7 protein-coding genes and 1 pseudogene are annotated in these 7,280 nt (G+C 75.9%); 3 read left to right on the top strand and 5 right to left on the bottom strand.

Annotated elements, in window-relative coordinates; genetic code table 11:
* Both E1165_RS27160 and E1165_RS27155 read left to right on the top strand, forming a co-directional pair.
* Positions 1 to 474 (top strand): TlpA family protein disulfide reductase, encoded by a 474-nt coding sequence (locus tag E1165_RS27160; protein ID WP_371687401.1) that lies wholly within the window; start codon positions 1 to 3, stop codon positions 472 to 474.
* On the top strand, positions 474 to 1,364 hold the full coding sequence (locus E1165_RS27155) for a cytochrome c biogenesis CcdA family protein (protein WP_132394558.1): 891 nt from the start codon (positions 474 to 476) through the stop codon (positions 1,362 to 1,364). Before E1165_RS27160 ends, E1165_RS27155 begins: the two co-directional genes overlap by 1 nt.
* Here E1165_RS27155 and serS read toward each other — a convergent pair.
* The 5 genes from serS to E1165_RS27130 all read right to left on the bottom strand — a co-directional run bounded on the left by serS (position 1,348) and on the right by E1165_RS27130 (position 6,734).
* On the bottom strand, positions 1,348 to 2,634 hold the full coding sequence (serS, locus tag E1165_RS27150) for a serine--tRNA ligase (RefSeq protein ID WP_132394557.1): 1,287 nt from the start codon (positions 2,632 to 2,634) through the stop codon (positions 1,348 to 1,350). The genes E1165_RS27155 and serS overlap by 17 nt on opposite strands.
* A 173-nt stretch (positions 2,635 to 2,807) precedes the next feature.
* A complete protein-coding gene (locus E1165_RS27145; RefSeq protein ID WP_132394560.1) occupies positions 2,808 to 3,893 on the bottom strand; it encodes a MerR family transcriptional regulator in 1,086 nt (361 codons plus the stop codon).
* A gap of 59 nt (positions 3,894 to 3,952) precedes the next feature.
* Entirely contained in the window at positions 3,953 to 5,134 is a 1,182-nt protein-coding gene (locus E1165_RS27140; RefSeq protein ID WP_132394556.1) for a trans-acting enoyl reductase family protein, read from the bottom strand.
* Positions 5,135 to 5,151: 17 nt separating this feature from the next.
* Complete coding sequence (locus E1165_RS27135) at positions 5,152 to 6,327, bottom strand: zinc-dependent alcohol dehydrogenase (protein WP_132394555.1); 1,176 nt, start codon at positions 6,325 to 6,327, stop codon at positions 5,152 to 5,154.
* Entirely contained in the window at positions 6,324 to 6,734 is a 411-nt protein-coding gene (locus E1165_RS27130; RefSeq protein WP_243705011.1) for a hypothetical protein, read from the bottom strand. The genes E1165_RS27135 and E1165_RS27130 overlap by 4 nt, the downstream gene beginning before the upstream one ends.
* 173 nt (positions 6,735 to 6,907) lie before the next feature.
* On the opposite strand from E1165_RS27130, the pseudogene E1165_RS27125 reads away from it, so the two are divergent.
* Positions 6,908 to 7,280, top strand: a pseudogene (locus E1165_RS27125) (hypothetical protein); the annotation flags it as partial.

Genomic DNA, 7,280 nt, shown 5'->3' with positions numbered 1-7,280 from the left:
GTGGTGGCCACCGCCGCCCCGCCCGCCGGTGGCACCCCGACCCCGACCGGACCGGCCGCGCCCGGGCCGGTGTCGGAGACGCTGAGGTTCACCGCGAAGACCCTCGACGGCGCGGCCTTCTCGGCCGCCGACCTGGCCGGGAAGCCGGTGGTGCTCTGGTTCTGGGCGCCCTGGTGCGCGACCTGCGCCAGCCAGGCGTGGACGGTGGCCGAGATCGCCCCGCGGTTCCGGGACCGGGTGCCGGTCGTCGGGGTCGCCGGGCTTGGCCAGCAGCAGGCCATGAAGGACTTCGTCACCGAGTTCGAGCTCGGCGGCACGGTCCAGCTCGACGACCGGGCCGGCGCGCTCTGGCGGCGGTTCGAGGTCGTCGAGCAGAGCACCTTCGTGATCATCGACCGGGAGGGAAAGGTCGTCCACCAGGGCTTCCTGGACGGTGAGGACCTCACCCGCCGGGTCACCGCGCTGGCCGGCTGATGGAAGCGCCGCTGCTGCTCGCGGTGACCGCCGGCATGCTCACCGCGGTCAACCCGTGCGGCTTCGCGATGCTGCCCGCCTACCTGTCGCTGCTGGTCGCCGGAGCCTCCGACACCCGGGGCGCCGTCGGCCGCGCGCTCACCGCCGCCGCCGGGCTGACCACCGGGTACGTCGTGGTCTTCGGCGCCGTCGGCCTCGCGCTGGCACCCGCGGCCGACTGGCTGCGCCCCCGGCTGCCCTGGTTCACCGTCGGGCTGGGCCTGCTGCTGCTGGCGCTGGGCTGCTGGCTGCTCGCCGGACGGCGGCTGCCCACCGTGCGCCCGCTGGCCCGGGCGCCCCGGTTGACCCGGTCGTGGGCGTCCATGGTGGTGTTCGGCATGGCGTACGCCCTCGCCTCCCTCGGCTGCGCGATCGCGCCGTTCCTGGCCATCGTGGTGACCAGCCTCCAGGCCGGGTCGGCGGTGCGTGGCGTGGCGCTCTTCGTCGCGTACGCGGTCGGGATGGGCCTGGTGGTCACGGTCGCCGCGCTCGGCGTGGCGCTGCTGCGCGGCCAACTGGTGGCCCGGCTGCGGGGCGCGGGAGCGTGGGCGCCCCGGCTCAGCGGCCTGGTGCTGCTGCTCGCCGGCGGCTACGTCGCCTGGTACGGCTGGTACGAGGTACGGCTGGCCGAGGGCCGGCGGGACGCCTTCGGTGACCCGGTGGTGGTCGGGGCGGCCCGGGTGCAGCAGGCGCTGGTCTCCGTGCTGGAGACGGTCGGTCCGGCGGTGCTCGCGGGTGGGCTGGTGGTGCTGCTGGCGGTGGCGGCGCTGATCCGGCGGCGGGGCCGGAGCACGGCGGCGGGGAGCGGGCCGACCGACCCCCGCCGCCGGCGGATCAGCGCGTCGGCGTGAGCCGGTCGGTGCCCAGCCGGTCGCGGAGCACGTCCGGCACCAGCACCGAGCCGTCGGGCTGCTGGAACTGCTCCAGGATGGCCGGGAGGAGCCGGCTGGTGGCCAGCGCCGAGCCGTTGAGGGTGTGCACGAAGCGGGTCTGCTTGCCGCCCGGCTCCCGGTAGCGGATGGCCGCCCGGCGGGCCTGGTAGTCGCCGCCCCAGGAGACCGACGACACCTCCTTGTACTTGCCGGTGCTCGGCATCCAGACCTCGATGTCGAGGGTCTTGCGCATCGCGGCGCTGGCGTCGCCGGCCGCGAGCAGGCTGCGCTGGTAGTGCAGACCCAACCCCTCGACCAGGCTCTCGGCGTGGCCGACCATCGCCTCCAACGCGGCGTCGGCCTGCTCCGGCAGAGTGAACTGGAAGATCTCCACCTTGTTGAACTGGTGACCCCGGACGGTGCCCCGCTCGTCGGAGTGCGAGCCGGCCGCCTCCCGCCGGTAGCAGGGGGTGTACGCGAACACCTTCAACGGCAGCTTCGCGGTCTCCAGGATCTCGTCCTGGTACGCGCCGAGGATCGCCGTCTCGGCCGTCGGCAGCAGGAACTGCCCGCGTGGCGCCGACCGCTTGTCCAGGTGGTAGACGTCGTCGTAGAACTTCGGGAACTGGCCGGCGGCGAAGCCGGCGGTGTCCAGCAGCAGGTGCGGCGGGAGCAGGAACTCGTACCCGGCCCTGATGTTCTGCTCGATCAGCCAGTTGAGCAGCGCCCACTCCAGCTGGGCGCCCAGCCCGGTGTACATCCAGAAGCCGGAGCCTCCGAGTTTGACCCCGCGTTCGTGGTCCACCAGACCCAGTGCCCGGCTCAGCTCGACGTGGTCGCGGACCTTCTCGATGGCCGGCGGCTCACCGAAGGTCTTCACCACCCGGTTGGCCTCCTTGCCGCCGGCCACGACGTCGTCGGCGGGAAGGTTGGGCAGCTCGCTCATCGCGCCGCGCAGCCGGGCCTGCACCTCGTCCAGCTCCGCCTCCAGCTCGGCGAGCTGCTTGCGGCCGGCCTCCGGCGCGGAGACCTCCGGCTCGGTGCCGGCACGCTTCGCCGCCGCGTACGCCCGCGCCTCCGCCTTGCGGCGCTGCCGCTCGGCGTCGATCCCGGTGATCAGGGCACGGCGTTCCTGGTCGAGCCGCTGGATCTCGTCCAGGACCCGGTTGACCTCGGCGGGATCCAGTCGCTTCGCCAGCGCGGTCGCCACCGCCTCGCGATCCTTCCGGATCAACTCCATGTCGAGCATGCTGCTCCGTACGCCTCCGTCCGGGAAGTCAGGTGGGAACCCACCGATGCTACCGTCGCGCCCACCGGCGCCCGGTAGGCCCGTACCGGCTCACGGCCGCAGGCGGACGACGGCTGCTCCCGAGCACCCGGTGTGACCGCCGTCGGTGCAGCCGGTGTGAACCGGAGGTGCGCTCAGAGCCGGATCGGCATGAGGATGGAGAAGGCGTCCTCGTCGTCCGGGCGGCGGATGGCCAGCGGGGCGATCGGGCCGTCCAGCTCCAGCACCAGCTGCCCGCCACCGGCGGCGTCCAGCGCGTCGAGCAGGTAGCGGCCGTCCACCCCGACCCGCACGCCGGCGGTCGACTCGTCCGGGCCGAGCACCCGCAACCCCCGGTCGTCGGCCCCGAGCACGGTCACCTCGTACGTCCGCCCGGCGTGCTCCCGGTCCACCGTGGGGGCGTCGGGGGCGCGCAACGCCGTCCGCAGCGCGGCGGCGTCGACCGGGAACCGGTGCGCCGGCGGCTCGCCGGTCGACCGGGGCAGCAGCCGCCGGTAGTCGGGGAAGTCGTCCGGCAAGGTCGATCCGGCGACCTCGCGGCCCTCGGCGGCGACCACGACCCGCGTGCCGGTCAGGGCCACCGTCACCGTCACCGCCCCGACCCCGGCGGCGGATCCCGCCGCCGCCAGCAGGGCGCGGACCCGGTCGACGACGGCGACCGGCAACAACGCGCGCGTCGCCGGGCCGTCGACCGTCCCGCCGGCGCGGGCCACGGCGAGCCGGTGCCGGTCGGTGGCGACCAGCCGTACGCCGTCCGGCTCGACGTCGAACAGCACGCCGGACAGCACCGGCAGTCCGGCATCGGCGCCGACCGCGAAGCGGACGGCGTCGACCGCGGCGGCGAGTGCCGCGCACGACAGCACGACCCGGGTGGCTGACGGGTGCTCCTCCTCCGGGCCGAGCAGGGCCCGGACGCGGGAGAGCTCCCGGCGGGCGTCGGCCAGGCCTTCCTCCAGCCGGCGCAGGTGCGCGTCGAGCAGCCGCCCGACCACCGCCGGCTCGTGCCGGTGCCGCAGCGCGACGCCGATCTCGGCCAACGGCAGACCCACCCGGCGCAGCCCGGCCACCAGCCGGGCCGGCGCCACCTGCTCCCCGGTGTACCAGCGGTAGCCGGTCACCGGGTCGACCAGGGCCGGGGTCAGCACCCCGCAACGGTCGTAGAACCGCAGCGCGCTCACCGTCAGGCCGCTGGCCCGGGCCAGCCCGCCGATGCTGCGCAGTTCGCTCTCCACGCCAGGAATCCTGCCGCCTCAACCAGGTCGAGGGTCAAGCGCACCGGTCAGCCGCGCCGCGCCAGCACCCGGAAGGTCAGGCCCGCCGCCACCAGGCGGCCCAGCAGCACGTCGCCCATCGCGGTGACCGGGGTGACCTGACCGGAGGTGGGCGGCAGCTCGTCCAGGGCCAGGCACAGCGCCGACTCGGCGAGCATCTTGGCGGTCTCGTCGTACCCGGGGTCGCCGCCGGCCACCTCGGTCTGCACCGTACGGCCCCCGGCGGAGCCGACGAAGCGGACAGTGAACCACGACCTCGCCCGTTCCTCGGCGCTCGGCCCCTGCCCGAAGGCGTGCCGGTCGAGCAGCCAGCGCCGGGTCGGCGGCAGCTTCACCAGCCCGACCAGGCCGGCCATGCCGACGCCGGCGGCGAGGACGGTGGGCAGCCGCTTCACCGCCGCGAAGTGCCGGTATCGGAAGTCCGGACCGTACTCGGGGCGGGCCGCCGCGGACCGGCGCACCACCTGGGGGTCGATGGTGGGCAGCGGCACCGCCCACCGGCCGATCTCCTTCGACCAGCCCACCCTGCCCGGCACCGCGCGGACCTGGCGCCCCGCGGGGCGGGGCTCCACCGCCCGGCGGGCCTTCGCCGCCCGGCTCGCCTCGGTCGTCCGGGAGAACGCGGTCAGCGCCGAGTGGTACGTCCCGGCGGAGAACCTCCCGTGGGCCCGGACGAACCCGTCGACGGTCACCGGCCCGTCCGTGGGGAGCTGCTTGAGGGTGTACCAGACGCCCAGGTCGTGCGGGATAGAGTCGAAACCGCAGGCGTGCACCAGCCGGGCCCCGCTGCGTACCGCCTCGGCGTGGTGCCGCACGTACATCAGGTCGACGAACTCCGGTTCGCCGGTGATGTCGACGTAGTCGGTGCCCGCCGCCGCGCACGCGGCCACCAGCGGCTCCCCGTGGTGCACGTACGGCCCGACGGTCGTGGCGACCACCCGGGCGCTGTCCGCCACCGCCTGGAGGGAGGCGGCGTCGGTGACGTCGGCGGCGAGCAGCGGCAGCTCGGCCAGCGCCGGGTCGATGTCGGCCAGCCGGTCGCGGACCGCCGCCAGCTTGGCCGGGTTGCGCCCGGCCAGCGCCCAGCGCAGCCCGATCGGGGCGTGCCGGGCGAGGTACTCGGCGGTGAGGCCACCGGTGAAGCCGGTCGCGCCGAACAGGACAAGGTGGTACGAACGGTCGTGGTGCATCCGCCGAGTGTGCACCCTCATCCGCGCGGCGTGAAGACCGCCCGGACGCAGCCGTCGGCCCGGTCCCGGAACAGCGCGTACCCGGCCGGGCCCTGTTCGAGGGGCAGCCGGTGGGTGGCCAGGTGTTCGGTGCGCAGTTCGTCGCGGGCCATCCGCTCCAGCAACATCGGGATCCACCGCTGCCCGTGTTGCCGGCCGCTGCGCAGGGTCAGCCCCTTGTGCATCACCGCGCCGAGCGGGAACGTGTCGACGAACCCGGTGAAGGTGCCGGAGACGAAGACGGTGCCGCCCTTGCGGCAGGCGTGCACCGCCTCGCGGACAGCGAGGGCATCCACGCCGCGGCCGGCCCGACGACCGGCGAAGCGTTCCGCCAGCGAGGCCGGCCGGCCGCCGCCGTCGGCCGCGCCGACGGCCTCCACGCACACGTCCGGGCCCCGGCCGCCGCTGCGTTCCCGCAGCTCGGCGGTGACGTCGGTCTGCTCGTAGTGGAGCGTCTCCGCCCCGGTGTGCCGCTCGGCCATCCGTAGTCGCTCCGGATGCCGGTCGATGACGATCACCCGGTCCGCGCCGAGCAGCGTCGCGGCCTGCGCGGTGAGCTGGCCGACCGCGCCCGCGCCCCAGATGGCGACCACGTCGCCGGGGCCCACCTCGCCCAGCTCGGCGCCCATCCACCCGGCCGGGGCCGCCTCCGAGGCGAAGACCGCCCGGTCGTCGCTGACCGTCTCCGGCACGGTGAACGCCCCGACGTCGGCGTACGGCACCCGCACGTACTCGGCGTGGCTGCCGGTGAAGCCGCCGGTGGCCCGGGGATGGCCGTAGCAGCCGCCGGTGGGTTGCCCCCAGGCTTCCTCGGCCACCGCCGGAGCCGGGTCGCCGTTGTCGCAGCAGGCGTGCTGCCCGCGCCGGCAGTACCAGCAGCTCCCGCAGGCGACCGAGGCGCAGACCACCACCCGGTCACCCACCCGGTGCCGGCGCACCTGCGGCCCGACCTCGGCGACCTCACCGAGGAACTCGTGGCCCAGCACGTCACCGGCGGCGAGGAAGGGTGACCGTCCGCCGAGTAGCGGCAGGTCCCCGCCGCAGGTGGCGCTGCGGCGCACCCGCACGATCATGTCGTGGGCGTTGCGTAGCTCCGGGTCGGGCACCTCGCGCACCGCGAGCGCGTCCGCGCCCTCCCAACACAGCGCCCTCATCCGGGCACCGCCGGGCGGTCCACCGGCGACCGGTCGGCGCGTAGCACCTCACCGGTCTCGACGAACTGCTTGACCCGGCGCAGGGTGTCCCGCAGGTACCGGCCCGGGTCGTCGCCGACCAGATGGGCGGCCATCCCCGGCAGGGTGGCCCGTCCACCCAGCGGGCGGGCCGCCAGCTCGGTGCCGCGCCCGCCGGGTGCCGGGCGCAGCCACAGCTCCACCGCGCCCGCCAGTGGGCGCAGCGGCTCCGGCCACCGTCCGCCGGGCAGCACCTCGCCGGCCGGCCGGTCCACGGTCACCACCTGCCAGCGGCCCGGTCGCGGGCCGGCGTCGGCCGCGCGCCGCCCGCCGCCCCACCGGGGTACGCGCAGCGCCGCCACCAGCGCGCGGGGGAAGCGCCGTCGCATCGGTACCACCTGCCCCTCCGGTGCTGTGCGGCCGGTCACGCGCGGCCGGCCGCCCGGCTGTCCCATGCTCGGCCGGAGCCGGGTGAACCGGGTTCCCCCCGAAGGGGTGAACCGGCGCGGGCCGGGTAACCGCCGGCGACCGGGGAGGAACGCGTCCGACGGGGGTGGCACCCATGACGCAGGGCCGCAGCAGCGACGGGATCGCCGGGGCAGACGCGGGACCGCCGCTGCTCGCCTCCCGGCTCACCCCGCCCGCCCCGCCGGAGCCGCTGCTGTGGCGGCCCCGGTTGGCCGCCCGCCTCGACGCCGGCGCCACCGGCCCGGTGACCCTGGTAAGGGCCCCCGCCGGCTGGGGCAAGACCACCCTCCTCGCCGCCTGGACGCGGGCCGGCGGCGACCACGGTGACGACGGCGGGGCCGCGGTGGCCGGGCCGGGCATGGGCGCGGCGGAGCCCGGACCCGCCTGGGTCCAGGTGGAGCGGGGCGACACCGGGGAGCGGTTGTGGGCGTACCTGGCGGCGGCGCTGAGCGGTACGGCTGGGAGTG

The sequence above is a fragment of the Micromonospora sp. KC723 genome, from assembly GCF_004348595.1.
In the GTDB taxonomy this organism is placed as follows: Bacteria; Actinomycetota; Actinomycetes; order Mycobacteriales; family Micromonosporaceae; genus Micromonospora.
Note: the sequence above shows the minus strand (reverse complement) of the source record. Positions and strands in the feature narration are given on the sequence as shown.